12 protein-coding genes are annotated in these 16303 nt (G+C 74.6%); 6 read left to right on the top strand and 6 right to left on the bottom strand.

Annotated elements, in window-relative coordinates:
- The first annotated feature begins 211 nt into the window (after positions 1-211).
- Together ACFWXO_RS30465 and ACFWXO_RS30460 are read left to right on the top strand one after the other, a co-directional pair.
- The gene (locus tag ACFWXO_RS30465) at positions 212-1000 is read left to right on the top strand and encodes a hypothetical protein (RefSeq protein WP_380527627.1); all 789 of its coding nucleotides are present in this window, start codon (positions 212-214) and stop codon (positions 998-1000) included.
- Between the two features lie 175 nt (positions 1001-1175).
- Positions 1176-1886, top strand: a complete 711-nt coding sequence (locus tag ACFWXO_RS30460; protein ID WP_380527626.1) for a hypothetical protein — start codon at positions 1176-1178, stop codon at positions 1884-1886.
- On the opposite strand, the gene ACFWXO_RS30455 is transcribed toward ACFWXO_RS30460, so the two are convergent.
- The gene (locus ACFWXO_RS30455; protein ID WP_380527625.1) at positions 1862-2320 is read right to left on the bottom strand and encodes a winged helix-turn-helix transcriptional regulator; all 459 of its coding nucleotides are present in this window, start codon (positions 2318-2320) and stop codon (positions 1862-1864) included. The genes ACFWXO_RS30460 and ACFWXO_RS30455 overlap by 25 nt on opposite strands.
- Positions 2321-2433: 113 nt before the next feature.
- On the opposite strand from ACFWXO_RS30455, the gene ACFWXO_RS30450 reads away from it, so the two are divergent.
- The gene (locus tag ACFWXO_RS30450; protein ID WP_380527623.1) at positions 2434-3273 is read left to right on the top strand and encodes an SDR family oxidoreductase; all 840 of its coding nucleotides are present in this window, start codon (positions 2434-2436) and stop codon (positions 3271-3273) included.
- Positions 3274-3327: 54 nt separating this feature from the next.
- Here the strand turns inward: ACFWXO_RS30450 and ACFWXO_RS30445 are convergent, their stop codons facing one another.
- Positions 3328-4110 (bottom strand): GntR family transcriptional regulator, encoded by a 783-nt coding sequence (locus ACFWXO_RS30445; protein ID WP_380527621.1) that lies wholly within the window; start codon positions 4108-4110, stop codon positions 3328-3330.
- Between the two features lie 195 nt (positions 4111-4305).
- Here ACFWXO_RS30445 and ACFWXO_RS30440 point away from each other — a divergent pair, with 195 nt between their 5' ends.
- Entirely contained in the window at positions 4306-5877 is a 1572-nt protein-coding gene (locus ACFWXO_RS30440; RefSeq protein ID WP_380527619.1) for an alkaline phosphatase family protein, read from the top strand.
- A gap of 57 nt (positions 5878-5934) precedes the next feature.
- Here ACFWXO_RS30440 and ACFWXO_RS30435 read toward each other — a convergent pair whose 3' ends face one another.
- On the bottom strand, positions 5935-7221 hold the full coding sequence (locus tag ACFWXO_RS30435) for an MFS transporter (protein ID WP_380527617.1): 1287 nt from the start codon (positions 7219-7221) through the stop codon (positions 5935-5937).
- A 78-nt stretch (positions 7222-7299) separates the two neighbouring features.
- Between ACFWXO_RS30435 and ACFWXO_RS30430 the strand changes: the two genes are divergently transcribed.
- Entirely contained in the window at positions 7300-8181 is an 882-nt protein-coding gene (locus ACFWXO_RS30430) for a winged helix-turn-helix transcriptional regulator (RefSeq protein ID WP_380527615.1), read from the top strand.
- Positions 8182-8260: 79 nt separating this feature from the next.
- Here ACFWXO_RS30430 and ACFWXO_RS30425 read toward each other — a convergent pair whose 3' ends face one another.
- The 3 genes from ACFWXO_RS30425 to ACFWXO_RS30415 all read right to left on the bottom strand — a co-directional run bounded on the left by ACFWXO_RS30425 (position 8261) and on the right by ACFWXO_RS30415 (position 15066).
- On the bottom strand, positions 8261-8845 hold the full coding sequence (locus ACFWXO_RS30425; RefSeq protein WP_380527613.1) for a hypothetical protein: 585 nt from the start codon (positions 8843-8845) through the stop codon (positions 8261-8263).
- Positions 8846-8956: 111 nt separating this feature from the next.
- Positions 8957-11773 carry a hypothetical protein gene (locus ACFWXO_RS30420; RefSeq protein WP_380527612.1) on the bottom strand — a complete coding sequence of 939 codons (2817 nt, stop codon included), beginning with the start codon at positions 11771-11773 and terminating at the stop codon, positions 8957-8959.
- Positions 11770-15066, bottom strand: a complete 3297-nt coding sequence (locus ACFWXO_RS30415; RefSeq protein WP_380527610.1) for an FtsX-like permease family protein — start codon at positions 15064-15066, stop codon at positions 11770-11772. The genes ACFWXO_RS30420 and ACFWXO_RS30415 overlap by 4 nt, the downstream gene beginning before the upstream one ends.
- A 406-nt stretch (positions 15067-15472) precedes the next feature.
- Between ACFWXO_RS30415 and ACFWXO_RS30410 the strand changes: the two genes are divergently transcribed.
- Positions 15473-16207 carry an ABC transporter ATP-binding protein gene (locus ACFWXO_RS30410; RefSeq protein ID WP_380527608.1) on the top strand — a complete coding sequence of 245 codons (735 nt, stop codon included), beginning with the start codon at positions 15473-15475 and terminating at the stop codon, positions 16205-16207.
- The last annotated feature ends 96 nt before the right edge of the window (positions 16208-16303 follow it).

Below are 16303 nucleotides of genomic sequence, written 5' to 3'. Positions count from 1 at the left end.
GCGCGGCCCCCCCCCCCCGACCGCCCCCCCCCCGTCGGCGGCGGGTGGGGGGGGGGGTGGCCCCCCCCCCCCCCCCACACCCCCCCCCCCCCCCCCCCCCGGCCGCCCCGGGGGCACTGGTGTCCGAGGTGTCATCACCACCTGCTAACCTCAGCCGATTTCCCGCCGCACCGAGTCGGCGGACAAGACGGGGTAAGAGGTACAGAAGACCATGGCATTCCTCCGGGCCAAGCAGAAGGCCCAGGTCATCGAGAAGCTGTCGCAGGTGGCGCCGCCCGGCGAGACCTTCATCGCCTGCGTGCACGCGGAGAGCGGGCCCAGCCCGTGGCTCGCGGCCGCACTCGGTGAGATTCCGCTCGTCGGCCTGATCATCGTGCTGACCCGCAGGTACTACTTCCTGACGCTCACCAACAGCCACGTGGTGATCAACTCGGCCAACCGCTGGAACAACCGGCCCGGCGACGTGGTCGCGGCCTTCCCGCGGCAGGCCTTCCCGGTCAGCCGGGTCAAGCGGGCGAGCATCTGGAGCTCGATGTACGTCCAGATGCCGGGCAGCGCCAACCCGGTGCGCCTGAACATCCACCGCATCTGGCGGGCCGAGATGGACCAGCTGAGCGCGGCCTTCCCGCCCGGGGCGATCGACCCGAGCTCGCAGCCCTTCGACACGCCGCAGAACCAGGGCTTCCCGCCGCCGGCGTACCCGATGGGCGTCCAGGCCGCACCCGGCCAGCAGATGATCCCGCAGCAGCCGCCGCACCAGCAGCCGCAGCAGGGCTTCGGCGCGCCGCAGGCGCAGCCGTACCCGCCGCAGCAGCAGCCGCAGCACCAGCCGTACCCGCCGGCGCAGCCGGGCCAGCCGTACCCGCCGCAGGCCTACCCGCCGGCCCAGCCGTACCCGGCGCCGCCGGGCGCCCAGGTGCCGCCGCAGGGCCAGCCGTACCCGCCGCAGGTCCCGAACGTGCCGTACCCGGGCCAGCAGGGCTACCCGGGCCAGCACTGACCGCGCGCCCGCGCCGACCGCGGCCCCCGGTGCCCCCGGGGGGGGGGCGGGGGCGCGGCCGGCGCGGCGGGCGCCGAGGCCGGGCTCCGCGCCCGGGGCCGGCTCGGCGCGCCCGCCCGGGCGGACTCTGCGAGGCTGAGAGGGACAGCAGCCTCGATCGAGGAGGCCCGCACCGATGTCAGCGCAGAGCCCGGAGCCGTCCGGGCGCAAGGGCCGGGTGGCCGCGCTCCGGGCCGCGGAGGTCCGGCACGCGCGGACCAGGCGGTGGCTGGTGAGCGGTCTGGTCGTCCTGGTGGTGCTCGCGGTGGTCGGCGTGATCGCCGTCGTGATCGCCGACAACCAGGGCAGCTCCGCGCCGTCGGGCGTCCCGGCGCACCCCCGGACCACCGCCGAGGGCCGGACCACCCCGCCGCCCTGGGACGCGCCCGCCGACGCCGCGGCGGCCGTCAAGGCGGCCGGCCTGCCGATGTTCGGCGCCGAGGGCACCGCCCTGCACATCCACACCCACCTGGACGTCTACGCCGACGGGCAGCCCGTGACCGTCCCCGCGCTGGTCGGCATCGACGAGAGCGCCCAGCGGATCAGCCCGCTGCACACCCACGACACCAGCGGGGTCGTCCACATCGAGTCGCCGGTGGCCGCCGACTTCACCCTGGGCCAGTTCCTGACCGAGTGGCAGGTCTCCGCCTCCGCGGACCACCTGGGCGGGCTGCGCACCGACGCCACCCACGCGCTCACCGCGTACGTGGACGGCAAGGCGGTGGGCGGCGACCCGGCGGCGATCGTGCTGCACGCCCACGACGAGATCGCCCTGGTGTACGGCACGGCCGCGGAGAACGCCGCCGTCAAGGTGCCGAGCGGCTACGACTGGCCGAGCGGGCTCTGAGCCGTCCACGAGCCGCTGTCGGGCACTGATACGCCGTCGGGCGCCGAACCGCCGCCGGACGCCGAGCCGCCGTCGAGCGGGGGGAGCCGCCGGGTGATCCGGTCGAACAGTTCCTTGAGCGGCTCGCCCAGTTCGCGGCCGAACCCGGTGAGCCCGTAGCTGACCTGGGGCGGTGTGGTCGGTGCGACCTCCCGCCGGACCAGGCCGTCCTGGACCAGGGCGCGCAGGGTCTGGGTGAGCATCTTCTCGCTGATGCCCTGGATGCTCTCGCGCAGTTCGTAGAAGCGCAGGTCGTTGTTCCGCAGGGAGATCAGCACCCAGATCCCCCATCGGCTGGTCACGTGGTCGACGACGGTGCGCGCGGGGCAGTCGGTGTGAAACACGTCATACCGGCCCCCCGGTGCGGCCGCTCTGTACTGCGGGCCTTCCTTCATGTGTGGAGCTTACTTCAAGGTATGTCCTTACCAAAAGTAAGTCGCTGCTCCTAGGTTGAGGGCATCGGAGCGACCTCCGAGCAGGACGAACAGACGAGTAGTGGGAGCAGAAAATGATCGTGGTGACCGGAGCCACTGGGAACATCGGCCGGCCGTTGACCCGGGCGCTGGCCGAGGCGGGCCGGGAGGTGACGGCGGTGTCGCGGCGGGCGGCGGCGGTGCCGGACGGCGTCCGCCACGTGACGGCCGACCTGGCCGAGCCGGGTGCCCTCAAGCCGGTACTGGCCGGGGCGGAGGCGCTGTTCCTGCTGCTCTCCGGCGACCTGCACGGCGCCGGGGCCGACCCGGCCGACCTGGTCGCCGACGCGGTGGGCGCCGGCGTCCGGCGGATCGTCCTGCTGTCCAGCCAGGGCGTGGTGACCAGGCCCTTCGGCCGGACCCGGATCGCGCTGCGCGCGCTGGAGGACAAGCTGTGCGCCTCCGGCGTGGAGTGGAGCATCCTGCGGCCGGGCGGCTTCGCCTCCAACGCCTTCTGGTGGGCCGACTCGGTGCGCACCGACCGGCTGGTCGCCGCGCCCTTCGGGGACGTCGGCGTGCCGGTCGTCGACCCGGCCGACATCGCCGAGGTGGCGGCGGCCTGCCTGCTGGACGAGCGGCACGGCGGTGGCCGCTACGAGCTCACCGGGCCGGAGGTGATCACCCCGCGCGGGCAGGCGGCGGCCCTGGCCGCCGCGCTGGGCGAGCCGGTGCGCTTCCACGAGCTGAGCCGGGAGGAGGCCAGGGCCGGCATGGCCCGGGCCATGCCGGTGGAGCTCGCCGACGACACCCTGGACATCCTCGGCTCGCCCAGCCCGGCCGAGACCCGGATCAGCCCGGACGTCGAGCGGGTCCTCGGTCGGCCGCCGCGGTCCTTCGCGGACTGGGCCGCGCGCAACGTCGCCGCGTTCCGCTGAGGTCGGGTCCGCCGGGGTCGGGTCCGCCGGGCCCGGCCGGTCGGGCCCGGCCGGTCAGGGCCGCTCGGCCTCCCCGGGCGGCGGGGCGCCGAGGGCGAGGGTGAAGCTGAACCGGTCGCCCCGGTAGAGGGCGCGGACCAGTTCCAGCGGGCGGCCGTCGGCGTCGAGGCTGCGGCGGTGCAGCAGCAGCATCGGCAGCGCGGGCGGGGTGCCGATCAGCAGGGCCTCGCGCGGGGTGGCCAGGACGGTCTCGATCCGCTCGTCGGCGGTGCCGAGGTGGACGCCGTGCGCGCGCAGGTAGCCGTAGAAGGAGCCCTCGGGGTCGAAGTCCGTCGCCAGGTCGGGTACTCGGGCCACCGGCACGTAGGTGGACTCCAGTCCGACGCGCTCCTCGTCGGCGCGCAGCACGCGTTCCAGGTGCCAGAGCGGTTCGCCCTCGGCGACGGCCAGGCGCCCGGCCAGCGCGGGGTCGGCGGCCAGGCGGTCGAGGGTGATCAGGGTGCGGCCGGGGCGCAGGCCCTGGCGGGTGACGCCCTCGGTGTAGCTGGTGAGGGACAGCGGCTGCTCGATCTTCGGTCCGGCGACGACCGTGCCGCGCCCCTGGCGGCGCAGTCGGCCCTCCAGCAGGAGCTCGCGCAGGGCCTGGCGGACCGTCGCGCGGGCGACGCCGTGACGCTGCGCCAGGTCGGCCTCGGTGGGCAGTCGGCCGCCCGGGCCGAGCTCGCCGAGGAGCTCCTCCAGCCGCTCCTTGACCAGGTAGTACTTGGGCACCCGGCCGTGCTCGGGGACGCCGGCGCGGGCGGGTTTCGGGCCGGGCCGGGGGGTGGGCTGGTTCACCGCGCAAGCCTATCGAGCGGCCGGGGCGGGGGGTTCGGCGGCCGGGCGAAGGTCACGGAACGATAACCGGTCTGGACTGAATTTCGACCGTTGTTCATGCCGCCGTGGATTCGTCAAGGGTTCGTGCTCGCCCGGCCGCCCCACTCTCGGTGCTGGTGCAACTGCACCGAACCGATGCCCAGTTGGGAGCCCCCCTTGCGCACCTCCCGCTCCATCCGCAGCGCGGCCCTCGCCACCGCCACGGTCGCCGCGACCGTCGCCGCGCTGATCCCGCTCTCCGCGTCCGCCGCCACCGCCGTGACCGGGTCCGCCGCCACCGGTGCGTCCGCCGCGGTCGCGGCCGACGGCTCGTACCAGGGCCTGCCGAACGGCACCAAGCAGGCCAAGACCCTGGTCATCGGCGTCGACGGCACCCGCTACGACAAGCTGCTCACCGCCGACGCGCCCAACCTCAAGGCCCTGATGGCGGGCGGCCTGACCGCCACCAGCAACCTGTACGCCAACCCGCTGGCGCCCACCCTGTCCGGCCCGGGCTGGTCCACCATCGCCACCGGCGTGTGGCCCGACAAGCACAAGGTCAAGGACAACGCCTTCACCGGCGCCCGCTTCGACCTGTACCCCGACTACGCCACCCGCCTGGAGGCCGCCGACCCCGGCAACTCCACGCTGGTGATCGGCTCCTGGAACCCCATCGCCGCCAACGTCTTCAACGGCCGCGCCGACCTGCGCATCCCGGAGAGCGAGAACGACGGCAAGACCGCCACCGACGCCGCGGACTACCTCGCCCACGGCAACCCCGACGAGACCTTCCTGCACTTCGACGGCGTCGACGAGGCCGGCCACGCCCACGGCGGCGCCAGCGCCGACTACCTGTCCGCCATCCACACCGTGGACGGCCTGGTCGGCCAGGTCGTGCAGGCCGTCAAGTCCCGCCCCACGTACGGCTCCGAGGACTGGCTGATCGTCGTCACCACCGACCACGGCCACACCGACGCGGGCGGCCACGGCGGCAACAGCGCCAACGAGCGGCAGACCTTCCTGATCGCCGACGGCGCCGGCTACGCCCCCGGCTCGCGCCGCTACGACGTCAAGCCGGTCGACATCGCCCCCACCGTCCTCAAGCACGAGGGCGTCGCCGTCGACCCCGCCTGGAAGCTCGACGGCCGGCCGATCGACGAGATCACCCCGGACGCCTTCGACGCGCTGCGCCCGAACCTGCAGACCCGGGTCGACGAGACCGGCATCCCGGCCGGGGTGAAGGGCTGGACCCACACCCCGCCGGCCGGCTGGAGCATCGACAACTCCCGGATGCCCAGCGGCGGTGTGACCGAGTGGCGCGGCTGGGCCTTCGCCACCGACGAGTTCTGGACCGCCGCCGAGCTGAACCAGTCCCGCGAGACCAATGTGCGCGCCCGCAACGTGTTCGCCGTCGCGGACTCCGACGAGTGGGACGACAAGGCGCACGGCGCCGGGCAGTTCGACTCCACCCTGATCAGCCCGGTCTACCCGGTGTCCGGCCTGAGCCGCGGCACGCTCTCCTTCGCGACCGACTACAAGGTGGACGGCCCGCAGACCGGTGACCTGTACGTGGTCTTCGACAACGGCACCCCGCAGCTGGTGAAGTCCTACCGCAGCGACCTCAACACCGTCGAGCAGCTGCCGGTCACCGTCCCGGCCGGCGCCACCGGCGCCCGCTTCCAGTTCCGCTACACCGGCACCAACAGTGCCTTCTGGACGGTCGACCAGGTGACCTTCACGGCCTCCTGAACCGCCCTCGGGCCCGCGGGCGGGGGCCGTGCGCCGGCCCCCGCCCCGGGCTCCGGGTCAGGTCAGCTCGCGCATCCGCCGGATCGGGCCGGCCAGCAGGATCACCGGGCTCACCACGCTGACCACGGCGACCAGGAGCAGCGCCGTCCGCGGTCCCCAGGTCGCGGCGGCGGCTCCGGCGGCCAGGGCGCCGACCGGGATGGCGCCCCAGGAGACGAAGCGGACCGTGGCCATCACCCGGGACAGCAGCTCCGGCGGGGTCCGGGTCTGCCGGTGGGTGCGGGTCACGATGCTGGTGACCACGACCCCCGCCGAGAACCCGGCGTTGCCGAGCGCGAAGACCAGCGTCGCCCACCCGGGCCCGGCGAGCGGCAGCAGCAGGGCGAAGGCGGTGGCGACCACGGCCGCCCAGCGCAGCGCGGTGCCGCTGCCGAACCGCGCGACCAGCCGGGGAGTGGCGGCCGCGCCGAGCAGGCTGCCGAGCCCGCCGGTGGCCATCAGGGCGCCGACGGCGGCGGCCGGGGCGTCGAGGGTGCGGACCAGGAAGACCGGGGTGAGCGTCATCAGCCCGCCGCAGACGAAGTTCACCGCGGTGGCGTCGGCCACGCAGGGCCGGATCACCGGGTGCCGGGTGACGAACCGCCAGCCCTCGCGGATCTGCTCGCGCATCCCGGCGCCGCCGGTCGGCCGGGCGGCGGGCTGTGCGACCGGCGGCAGGGTGCCCAGCAGGGCCGCCGAAGCGAGGTAGCTGACGGCGTCCAGCAGCATCGAGGCCGCGCCGCCGACCAGCTGCACCAGCACGCCGCCGAGCGAGGGCCCGGCCAGGTCGGTGGCGGCGACGCTGCCGGAGAGCAGGCTGTTGCGGGCGGTCAGCTCCTCCTTGGGGACGACGGCGGGCAGGAAGGTCGAGTTGCCGACGTCGAAGAGCACGCTCGCGAAGCCGACCAGCAGGGCCACCGCGACCAGTTGGGGCAGCCCCAGCACCCCGAACGCGGCGGCCAGCGGCACCGAGGCGACGGCGGCGGCCCGCAGCAGGTCCATCGCCACCTGGGTGCCGCGCAGGGGCAGCCGCTGGACCAGCACGCCGGCCGGCAGTCCGATCACCAGCCAGGCGACGTAGGCGGCGCCCGTGATCAGTCCGACCTCGAAGGCCGAGGCGTGCAGGGTGACCACCGCGATCAGCGGCAGGGCCACCGTCGTCACCTGGTCGCCGAGCCGGCTGACGGTCGAGGCGGTCCAGTAGCGCCAGAACGCCCCCGCCCCGGGGCCGCTTCCGCCGCCCCCGCTCCCGTCCCCGCCCGCCGGATCCGCCGTTCTCGCCGCGCCCACCGTCTCGGTCGTCAACGTCCGCCCCTTCGCCGCCACCGGTCCACCAGCGGGACCGAGTGAGTTCCCTTTGGGAACTCACTATACTGGGTGATCATGCGGCACACGGAAGCGGCGGACCCCGACTGCGCGATCTCCCAGGCCCTGACGGTGGTCGGGGACACCTGGACCCTGCTCCTGGTCAGGGACGTCGCCGGAGGCACCCACCAGTTCGACGCCCTGCAGAACGGACTCGGCATCAGCCGCAAGGTGCTCACCGAGCGCCTCAAGGCCCTGGTCGCCGACGGCGTCCTGGAGAAACGGCTCTACCACCCGCACCCGCCGCGCTACGAGTACCACCTGACGGACCGCGGCCGCGGACTCCTGCCCGTCCTGGTCGCCCTCCAGGACTGGGGCGGACGCTACGTCCTGGGCGACGGCACCCTCTCCGCCACCAGCACCCCCGACTCCGCCGAGACCCGCCGGGTCACGGCCCTCACCGGCCACCGGCTGCCCGCACTGGAACTCGACGCCGCCGCCGGCGGACGGGTCGACCCGGTCGCCGCGGACCACGCCTGGACGGTGCTCTACTGCTACCCCGGCGCCTACGCCCCGGGCGGGGCCGACCAGCCGCCCGGCTGGGGCGACATCCCCGGCGCGCCCGGCTGCACCCTGGAGTCCTGCACCTACCGCGACCGGATGGGCGAGTTCGCCGCCCGCGACACCGTCGTCCACGGCGTCAGCACCCAACGCCCGGACCAGCTGGCGGCCTTCGCCGAGCACGCCCGGATCCCGTTCCCGCTGCTCTCCGACGCCGGCCTGGAACTCGCCGCCGGGCTTCGGCTGCCCACCTTCCGCGCCGCGGGCGTCGAACGCCTCAAACGGCTCACCCTGGTCCTCGACGCCGGCCGCACCGTGCGCGGCGTGCTCTACCCCGTCACCGACCCCGCGGGCTCGGTCGAGGACGTCCTCACCCTGCTGGACGGGCTGCGCCGCTGACCCCCGGACGCACGACAGCGGGTGCGCCCCCGGCCCGGCCGGGAGCGCACCCGCTCAACTGTGCTGCGGCGGACGGCGGTCAGTACCGCGAGGCGATCACGAACCAGCCGACCACCATGATCAGGACGACGGCGACGATCGCGACCGCGGTCGGCGTCAGCCGGTCCCGGAACTGCTTCCCGGGCTCGACCCGCTGCGCCTCCTCGGTGCTGGACTCCCACCAGGTGCGCAGCCGCCGGACGTTCACGTCGAAGTCCTCGGTCGGGTACAGCGGGCTCCAGGACAGGCCCGGCAGCGAGCGCCGGCGCCCGCCCGTGGTGAAGATCCGCGCCGCGCGGGTCGGTCCGGAGCCGGCGTACGGGCCGCTGGACGCGGTGGTGCGGACGTCGACCCAGCGGATCTCCGCCCAGGAGTAGGTGCGCCCGGCCCCGAACCCCCAGCAGATCGTCACGCCCTCGGGCCCGACCCGGCTCCAGCCTCGCCACGAGCTGTAGAAGACCGGCACGAACAGCACCACGACGGTGCCGAGCGACCAGGCCACGAACACCGGCCCGGAGCGCATCATCCCGACGGACACCATGAGGACGAGGAAGGCGAGCGCGCCGACCAGACGGGACTTGGAGGGGCGGAACAAGTCCTTGCCCCGGAACACCAGTTCGTTCACGGGTCGCAGGCTACTCCGGTGCGTCGTCTGCGAACAGGAAGTTCGACGCGATCTTCACGGGAGGCGGGAGGCCGGGGCTGCCCGGTGCCTCCTCGACCACCCGACCGGGGATCATGCCTGTTCCCCGGCGCGGAGTTCGGTGGCGATCTGGCGTCGGCCGGCGATGAGGGTCTCCAGGACGATGCCGAGGCCGACCAGCAGGGCGAGGCCGGTGGTGGGCAGCAGGACGGGGAGCAGGACGGGGGTGATGGCGTCGCCGACCTCGGCGCCGACGAGGGTGGAGATGTCGAAGGCGCCGCCGAGCAGGGCGACGGCCGCGAGGGCGGCCAGGCCGCCGCCGACGGCGGCCGCGAGGGTCTGCGGCAGTGCCTCGGTGATGATCAGTGCGAGTCCTTGGCGGGGGCGCAGGCCCATGGTGCGCAGGCGGGCGAGGACGGCGGTGCGGTCGGGTGCGGCGCGGAACAGCGTCAGCAGGACGGCGAGCAGGGCGTAGCCGGCTCCGGCGGCGGCCGCGTACCAGAACAGCCGCTCGGCGGCGTGCTGCAACGGATCGTCGGCGAGCACGGTGACCGTCTCCGCGCTGCTGTGCACCGTGTACCCCACGGGCAGGCCGTGGGTGCCCTTGCCGGCGGCCGCTGCGTCGTCCGCGACCAGCTTGGCCAGACCCGTCGGCTGGGCGCCGCCGTTGTCCCGCAGGGTCGACCTGACCCGTTCGGGGTCGATGTCCCCGACGGCGAACCACTTGTTCACCCGCTTCGCGTCCGGCAGCCGCTCCCAGGCGGGACCGGCCGGAACCACGACGAAGGGCTTGCCCGGGTCCGGCAGGGCCGGGGTCGCGGCGACGGTCGCGACGACGCTCAGGCGCAGGGCGTTGCCGTTGGGCGTGCGCACCTGGGGCGGCCCGGCGGCCAGCCGCTTGGCCAGGTCGCGGCTGACCAGGGCGGGCACCGGGGTGTCCCGGCCGCCCGACGTGCCGGCCAGTTTCGCCCCGTCGAACTCGCCGACCCCGACCGTGCGGGAGATCTCGGCGTAGGCCGCCGGATCCACCACCACCAGGTAGGCCTCGGTGTAGTCCTGGTCGGCGCCGACGAAGCGGGCCTTGGGCTCGACCCACGCACCGGTGGAGGCGTGGACGCCGGGCAGGGCGTCGGCGGCCTTGGTGAAGGACTCGGTGAGGGTGGCGTAGTCGGGCAGGGAGACGCCGATGTCCCCGCCGGTGGCGATCCGCGCGGCCCGGGTGCGGACGTGGTCGACGGTGTCGAGCACGGTGGCACCGAAACCGGTGGTGGTCACGGCGATCAGCAGCGCGAGCAGCGGCAGCACGGAGGGCCTGCGCCGCCCCGTACTGTCCCGGGCCGCCCGGGCCAGGCCCAGGAACGCCACCAGGCCACGGCCCCGCCCGGCCAGCGCCGCCAGCCGGCCGACCGCCACCGGCTCGACCCGCGCCAGCACCAGCCCACCCGTCACCGCCAGCAGCAACGGCGCGGCCACCAGCAGCGGATCCAACCCGCCACCCGTCCCCACACCCCGACGCCGGACCTCGGCCACCGCCGCCACCGTGACCGCCAGCACCGCCAGCTCACCCACCAGCCGACGCCGGCCACCCGCGGCCCGCCCGCGCGACCACAACAGCGCCGCCCGCGCGGGGAAGGCCAGCAGCGCGATGGACGCCGCCACCACGGCGGCCAGCACCGCGCCCTCCCATCGCGGCGTCGGCAGCAGCACCACCGCGAGCGCCGCACCGGCCACCGCGGCCGGCAGCACCGTCACCGCGCCCTCACCGACCAAGCGCCCCAGCACCCCGGTCCGCGAACCGCCACGGGCCCGCAGCAACCGGATCTCCGCGGCCCGCCGGTCGGTGGTCAGCGCCGCGGCCAGGAACAGCACCACGACCGCGACACCCGCGACACCGGCCGGGCCGATCGTGCTGAGCGGCAACGACGCCCGGTAACGGTCGTCCGCCCGGCTCAGGATGTCCGTCAGGCTGGAGCCGGTCCGCAGGTCGCCGCGCAGGGTGACGCCGGACAGGTTCGTGGCGCCCGGCCCGGTCTGGAGGGAGCTGACCACGGTCCGGGTCCGGGCGAGCTGGTCGGCGCGCAGCGCGCCGGGGTCGACGGGCAGCCGCCAGAAGTTCTCGGCGCCCGAACCCCAGCGCGCCAGCGCGGCCAGGCCGGCGCCGTCGACGAAGCCGCTGGTCGCCCAGTGCTCGTGCTCGGGGACCGGCTTGAGGCAGGCCCGGGCCGGGCAGCCGAGGTTGTCCCAGAACGGGTCGTGGGGGTCGTTGATCCGGTAGAAGCCGACCACCACGGTGGTCCGCTTGGCGCCCACGCCGTCCACGCCGTTGTCGATGACGTCACCGAGCTTGATGTGGATGGTGTCGGCGGCCGTCCTGCTCAGCACGATCGGCAGCGGACCGTCGCCGGTGCCGGGGGTCGGCCAGGTGCCGTCGGTGAGGGTGGCCCGGTCGGCCAGGTCCTGGAGGTAGAACAGGCCGATCTCGGGGTCGGTGCTGTCCGAGATCCGGACGTACTCCGGGTTGCGCATCGTGCGCCCGCTCAGGGCGCGGGCGCCGTGGGCCTGGCCCGCCTGGGCCAGCGTCAGCTGCCGGCCGACCGTCTCGGTCAGCTGCCGCTGCACCCGGTCGAGCACGACGGCGTTGTCGTCGAGCTGCGTCCGGGAGGTGACCTGGAGGCTGGTCGCGTTGAGGCCCTTCTGGCCGACGAAGTCGCGCAGCGCCGCGTCCGCGCCCCGGTCCGCGATCCGCGGGAAGGCCGCCGCCAGGAAGACGGTGACGAACGCGAGCACCGCCATCAGCAGCGCGGCGAGCGGGTTCGCCCGCAGCCGGGTGGGGACCCAGCGCGCGGGCCGGTGGGCCGGACGGTGGGCGGTGTCGGGGGCGGGCACGGGGGTGCCGGCCTGGGTGGTCACATCTCCTCCACGTGGCGCAGCCGGTTGGCCACGTCTCGACGGCGGCGTCCGATCAGGAAGGCCGACAGCAGCGGGGCGACGGCGATCGCGGCCGCGAACAGCAGGGCCTGGCCGACGGGCAGGTCGATCAGGGCCTCGGGCAGGGGGCGGTGGGCGGCGGGTGTCAGGACCACGAACGGGACGATCAGGTGGACCAGCAGGGCGCCGAGGGCGATCCCGACCGTCCCGCCGAGCCCGACCAGCAGCGCCTGTTCGGCCGCGACGGTGCGGGTGACCTGCTTGCGCGGCGCGCCCAGGGCGAGCAGCAGCGCGGAGTCCCGGGCGCGCTCGTGGGCGGAGCCGGCCACGGCGGCGACGAAGCCGATCGCGGCGAGCAGGGCGGTGACGAGCGCGATGGCCATCAGCGCGTTCTGCGGGGCGGCGCCCACCGGGTCGCTGAGCATCCCCTCGGTGACCTCGTCGGAGAGCTGGACGTCCTGGGTGCCCGGGGCGGCCCGCACGGCGGCGGCCAGTTCGGCCGGAGCGCGGTCGCCGGGCCCGGTGGCCGGCAGCCACCACTCGGCGTGGCTGGGCAGCACCCGGCCCTGCGCGGCCAGCAGCCGCGCCACGGTGTCGAGGTCGACGACCAGCGCGCTGCGGCCGCCGACCGGCACGGCCTCGACCGCCTTGGTGATCTTGACCGGGACGACGCCCCCGGCGAACGGCACCCGGACGACGTCGCCGGCGGAGCCGCCGATGAGCTTGAGGTAGTCCTTGGTGGCGACGCCGGACACGGTCGTCGGAACGTCCGTCCCGGCGGTGCCGAGGACGGCCCGCAGGGAGAGGCCGGTGCCCCTCGCGAAGCGGTAGTCGACGGTGAACAGCCGCCCGGCATCGGCGGGTTCGGGCGCGACGGCGACCAGCGGGGCCTCCCCGCTCTTGAGCGCCGGACCGTCGACCACGTCCCCCTTCCAGGAGAGGCCGGCCGGCACCGGGACCTCGGTCGCGGGGCCGTCGGCGCTGTCCGAGACGGCCAGCCGGCCGACGGTCACCTCGCCCTCGGCCCGGTCGCTGTAGGAGACGGTCGCCCCGACCAGGGTCAGCGGCGCGGCGACGGAGCCCATCGGCGCGTCGACCAGCGTGGTCAGCGGGGCCGAGGCGTGCTGCTGACCGCTGACCGGGAGGCCGACGAACGGGGCCTTGTGGACGTATCCGTTGCGGTCCCGCAGCAGCAGGGTCACCTCCGGCGGGGAGGGGGCCATCGGGTGCATCCCGGTGAACAGGCCGGTGTTGTCGACCGTCTGTCGGATGGACAGGTCCGCGTCGATCCGCAGCGGGCGGCCGGGGAGCGGGACCCCGCCCTTGGCGCCGGTCGGGGCCGGCTGGGCGAGCGGGCCGAACACCGCCGCCCGGTCGGCCCCGTCGAGCAGGTCGGCGCGGATCGGGATGCGGTCGGCGACGGCGGCCGTGTCCAGGGCGAGCAGTTGGCCCGTGCCGGCCGGGAGCGGCTGCTGCTCGTGGTAGACCGGGATCAGCCGGTCGCCGCCGGGCAGCGCGCCGTAGCGGCCGCCCTGGCCCATCAGCGCGGTGTGCGCGGCGGATATCCGCAGGCCGCCGGCCGTGTCGAAGGCGGCCTGGTCGCGCTGGGAGTCGGTCCAGGTGGCGTGCTGGCCGAGCGCGAGCACGCCGGTGGCCACGGCCATCACCAGCAGCAGCACCGGCCCGTTGGCCCGGGCGGGCTGACGCGACAGCTGCCAGCCGACCATGGCCGGGCCGAGGCCGCTGCCCCGGGCGGCGACCCGGGCGCCCAGCCGGGCGACCAGGGGCAGCAGCCGCAGCACCACCAGGGTTCCCGCGCACAGCGCCAGGGTGGGGGTGGCGACCAGCAGCGGGTCGACGCCGAGCTGTCCGGAGGAGTCGGCGGACAGTCCGCCGCCGTACTGGTCGAGTTGCTGGTAGGCGAGCACGGCCAGGGCGAGCACCGCGAGGTCCCCGCCGTTGCGCGCGATGCCGGAGACCACCGCCTGGCGTCGGCCGGCCTTGCGGCGCAGCGCGGCGCCGGCACCGCGCAGCAGGCCGGGCGCGCTGGCCAGCGCGATGCACAGCAGGGTGCAGAGCACGGCCACCGGCCAGAGCGTCCAGCTCAACCGGGTGTCCAGGGCGATCTGGTGGGCGCGGCCGAGGCCGGCCAGGACGCGGACCACGAACGGTGTGAGCAGCGGTGCGAACACCGCGGCCGGGAGGGCGAGCAGCACCGACTCCATGGCCGTGAATCCGCCGAGCCGGGCACCGGAGGCACCGCGGGCGGCGAGCAGTTCGTTCTCCCGCTCCTGGCGGGTCGAGATCAGCCGGACCACCAGCAGCAGGGCCGCGGCGGCCAGCACGGCGAGTTGCAGCGCGCCGATCAGCAGGGTGGACCGGGCGACCATCAGACTGGCCGACAACTCGCGTACCAGGTCGGGGAGTTCGGTGGCGGCAGTGAGACTGAAGGTCTTCCGCAGGTCGTCGGCCAGGGGCTGGGCCCGCCCGCCGATGGCCTCGGCCGTGTCCTGGTCGACGCCCGCGAAGTCGGCGTCGAGCAGCCAGCCGCGGCTGCTCTGCGGCAGGGCCCCGGCCGCGAAAGCGCTCGGGTCGACCATCATCGGGCCGTAGGTGGTGAATCCGCCGGTCTCGACCTCGTGGCCGCCGATCGGGTCGATGCGCCAGTACGCGGCGAACGGATCGGCGGCCCGGTAGACGCCGGTGACCCGGACGGTCAGCGCCGTGCCGTCGAGCCGGTCGGTGAGCGGGACGTCCACGGGCAGCGCCCGGGCGGTCAGGCCGAGCCGGGCCAGCATGGTCTGCGGCACGGCGACCTGCGGGGCCGCGGAGCGGACCGGCCCGGTGACGGCGCCCGGCCAGGCACCGGCGACCAGGCTCACCCGGGAGCGGTCGAGATCCGCGAGGACCGTCAGGTCGACCTTGTCCGTGCCGGACTGACCACCCACCGGGGCGTCACCGCCCGACAGGCCGAAGGATCGGCTGCGCAGCAGGCTGTCGGTGTGGACCGGTAGGTCGCCGAAGAGCTTCTGCCGGTAGGAGGCGAGCGCCTCCTCGTCCTTCTGCCGCTGGTCGGAGCCGTGCTCCGCGGTCACCACCACAGCGGTCCGGGCATGGCCCGGTCCCTGGAGCGCCTGCCGCAGGCCGGCCTGGCCGACGCTGCTGTTGAAGGTCACCAGAGCGGTCAGTACCGCCGTGGTGATCAGTACCGTCAGCAGGACGGCAGCAGCCAGCGGCAGTCGCCCGCGCACCCTGCGCACGACGAAGCCGAGCATCAAGTTCCTCCCCCGGTCTCAGACCCGGTCGCAATCCAGCCCCCACCCGTCGATCCGTTCCGGACCCTCATCGGTCACGGACGGGCACCCCACGGGCGTACCGGCGCAGTGATCACCGGCATTCGATCGCCGGATAGCGGACGATGCTGTCAGATTCGATCCAGGAACGGAAGGGACTTGCGCGAATCAAGTAAGCAATGAGCAAATTCCTTGTATTGGCGACATCCCCGGTGGGGAGAAGCCACTGAAATGCCATGCACACTTCATGACTTCGGGTTCGCCGACCGCCTCCTGACCAGGGAACTTCTCCTTTCGAATTTCTCTGCCCGGGAGGTTGAACCCACGAAAGCACTCCATCCGTTGACCCGAACAGAACCGGGTCGTCACCACCCCAGGGGGACGCCGCATGACGCAAGACCAGGCCGCCGACACCACCCTGACGGCCACCGGCCCGATGGTGGCCGTGTCCGATCTGCGGCGCAGCTTCGGCAGCGGGGAACGGACCGTCCACGCCCTGCGCGGCATCGACTTCTCGATCGAGCGCGGTGAACTCACCGCGCTCAAGGGCCGCTCCGGCTCCGGCAAGACCACCCTGCTCAACCTGGTCGGCGGTCTGGACGCGCCGACCAGCGGCAGCATCGTCCTGGACGGCATCGATCTCGGCGGCCTGGACGAGGACGGCCGGCTCGCCCTGCGGCGGGAGCGGATCGGATTCGTCTTCCAGTCCTTCGGACTGATCCCGATGCTCACCGCCGCCGAGAACGTCGGCGTGCCGATGCGGCTGCGCAAGGTCCCGCCGGCCGAGCGCGAGGAGCGCGCGCACACCCTGCTCGCCCTGGTCGGCCTCGCCGACCACGCCAACCAGCGGCCCGGCGAACTCTCCGGCGGCCAGCAGCAGCGCGTCGCGATCGCCCGCGCACTCGCCAACGACCCCGGCCTGATCATCGCCGACGAGCCCACCGGCCAGCTGGACTCGGAGACCGGCCGCTCGATCATGGAGCTGCTGCGCGCTGTGGTCCGGAGCGAGGGCGTCACCGTCCTGGTCGCCACCCACGACCCGACGCTGATGACCCTCGCCGACCGGGTCATCGAACTCCACGACGGACGGATCCTCGACCAAGAGGCTGAGCAGGCCGCCTAGCAGCGGCGGGCCGGGCCGGGGCGGGCCAGCTCGCGCACGCCGGGGCGTCGACGGCCTGGTCGCGGCCGACGGTCGGCGACCGGTCTCGGGTACACA

It is taken from the genome of Kitasatospora sp. NPDC059088 (assembly GCF_042738155.1).
In the GTDB taxonomy this organism is placed as follows: Bacteria; Actinomycetota; Actinomycetes; order Streptomycetales; family Streptomycetaceae; genus Kitasatospora.
This window is presented reverse-complemented; position numbering and strand designations above follow the sequence as displayed.